Below are 2322 nucleotides of genomic sequence, written 5' to 3'. Positions count from 1 at the left end.
ATACTAAATAAAAAACTCGATTTTCATTTTCTGAATGACAGACATGAAAATCGAGTTTTTTTATTTATTCACTCACCCACTTACTATCTACACTTCTTCATCTTTTGGCGCGACAATTTGTGGCAGTGTATGCTTCTTATGATTTGTTTTAACTTCTAATAAATCAAGTAAGAAAACAAAAGCAGGTATTCCGATAATCAAACCCCAAACACCAAAGAATTTTTCTGAGAACATCAAGATGACGAAAACATAAAAGACAGGCAAATCCGTTTTACTACTCATTAATTTTGGATTTAAAATATAAGACTCAATAGCATGAATAATACCAATCATAATCAAGATATAAATGATATTTTGCACGCCGCCGTCCGTGTAAGCAATTAAACTTAACGGAACACACGAAATAATCACGCCAGCAACAGGTATTAGACTTAATATAAAGATCATTAAGGCTAAACTTAGAAGTTGCTCTTGGGGAAATTTCATAACATATAAGCCAATAGATGTTAGTAAGGTATTAACTAATGCAATAATAAATTGCGCTTCAATTACCACACCAAACGTATTAACAAATTTTTTCCCTAAATAGCCAACATCTTGGCTAAACACACCAATTTTACTATTATAAAATGCCCGGCCAAACTCCGTCACCCATTCTTTTTCAATGATAAAGAAAAAGCTTAAGATAAATGACATCAAGAAAGTAATTCCCATTGATCCGATACTAGTTAATGTACTAAAAATCACTTTAGCACCTGTGGTTAACTGTTGCTTAATATCTTGAAAATTAATATTAGCAGATATCCATTCAAATAATCGGTTATCACTATTAATTCGTTGATAGAAAGAAAATACTTCTTCAATCATTTTTACTGTTTGATTGAACATTTTTGGAACATAAACTGTTACCGAAAAATATAAAAAGACGACAATCAATAGATACACGGCGACAACAATTATTTTTTTAGGTATTTTGATGACCTTATGAATGCCTTCTACCCCACGAATAATCAGGTACGTTAAAATAAATGTTAATAACACTAAACTTAAAATATTTCTAATTAAAAATAGTATTAGACAGACCGTCATTAATACTAATGTTCTTCGCGCTGAATCATTTGCCTTCACGCGCTGCCATAAATCAATCATACGTTACATACAACCTCCTACTACCTTCCTTTTTTAGAAATGGTACTCTTATTCTACGATAAATAAAAAGTAAAAGATAGTAATTAGAAAGAATGCTGACATTTTGCTAAATCCTTTTTTATCTTAAAATAAATTTTGATGGAACACTTATTTTTTCTAGTTCTTGCCAATTAATGATTAGGTTAAAAGCATGTTTTCCGATTTCTAAAAACTGATAATCAATCGTTGAAATAGCCATCAATTGACTGCTCAGTTGATTTTCTTGACCAATTAAAAATGGTAACGGTAATTCATGATCTACATAAAATTGTCTGGCTCCTGCCACAATATCGTCACCATTTGAAAATAGCACCTCTAAATTAATTCCTTCTTTATGCCACTCTTTTGCTGCCTGATAACCTTCTTTATAAGTAGCTACACTTGTTTTTATTAGCTTTTTATTTGGTTTAGCCTCAAACACTTTTTGATACGCAGATAAGGTTTCACGACTCGTGGCACTTATTTTTTCGTCTCGACTTAAAAAGAAGCCAATTTGTTGATAGGCATTTTTTCTTAAATAATGAAACGCTTCTGTCAATGCTATTTCTCTTTCAGCATATACCGCTGAAATTGGTACATCATATGGTTTTTCACAACAAACAATTGGCCCATACTTGGTGTAATCTGCCAATTTTTCTAAAGGTAAACCGTGAGACGTAAAAATTAAGCCATCAAATGCATTACTTCTTAACTGCTCTAGGTACTCAATTTCTTTTGATTCGTTGTACTCAGAAGGTAAAATGACTAAATGATAGTCTGTCAAAAAAGAGGCATTGATTGCTCCTGTTAATATTTCTGTAAAGAAAGGATGTTTCGTGTGAGGTAAAACAAACCCAATGTTCAATGTTTTGCCACGGCTCAAATCTCGAGCAATATCACTTGGAACATAATCCAGTGCTTCAATCGCCTTTTGAATGGCTTCTCTGGCTTCTTTTGATACATGATTTTTTCGATTTAACACTCGTGAAACAGTAGATGCTGAGTAACCGCTAATTCTTGCAATATCATGAATGGTTGTCATAAATTACACCTCGTTTATTTTTTTATCAGAACATTTTCAATACCAAAACTTACACAGGCTTCAAGATTTGTCTTAGTTGAGTTCGCTATTTTCTCCATATCATTCGGTGTTCT

2 protein-coding genes are annotated in these 2322 nt (G+C 32.3%); both read right to left on the bottom strand.

Translation table 11 applies throughout. The features are described 5' to 3' along the window. Positions 1 to 87: 87 nt before the first annotated feature. Positions 88 to 1146 carry an AI-2E family transporter gene (locus tag RR554_RS05220; protein ID WP_332463108.1) on the bottom strand — a complete coding sequence of 353 codons (1059 nt, stop codon included), beginning with the start codon at positions 1144 to 1146 and terminating at the stop codon, positions 88 to 90. Positions 1147 to 1267: 121 nt separating this feature from the next. Then, on the bottom strand, positions 1268 to 2209 hold the full coding sequence (locus RR554_RS05215; protein WP_332463076.1) for a LacI family DNA-binding transcriptional regulator: 942 nt from the start codon (positions 2207 to 2209) through the stop codon (positions 1268 to 1270). Positions 2210 to 2322 lie beyond the last annotated feature (113 nt).

It is taken from the genome of Vagococcus sp., from assembly GCF_036639995.1.
In the GTDB taxonomy this organism is placed as follows: domain Bacteria; phylum Bacillota; class Bacilli; order Lactobacillales; family Vagococcaceae; genus Vagococcus.
The sequence above is the reverse complement of the archived record's forward strand: the minus strand, read 5'-3'. Positions and strand labels throughout refer to the sequence as shown.

Excerpts from the sequence above, each read along its gene's own strand:
- RR554_RS05215 (WP_332463076.1), bottom strand. The coding sequence starts at position 2,209 with ATGACAACCATTCATGATATTGCAAGAATTAGCGGTTACTCAGCATCT.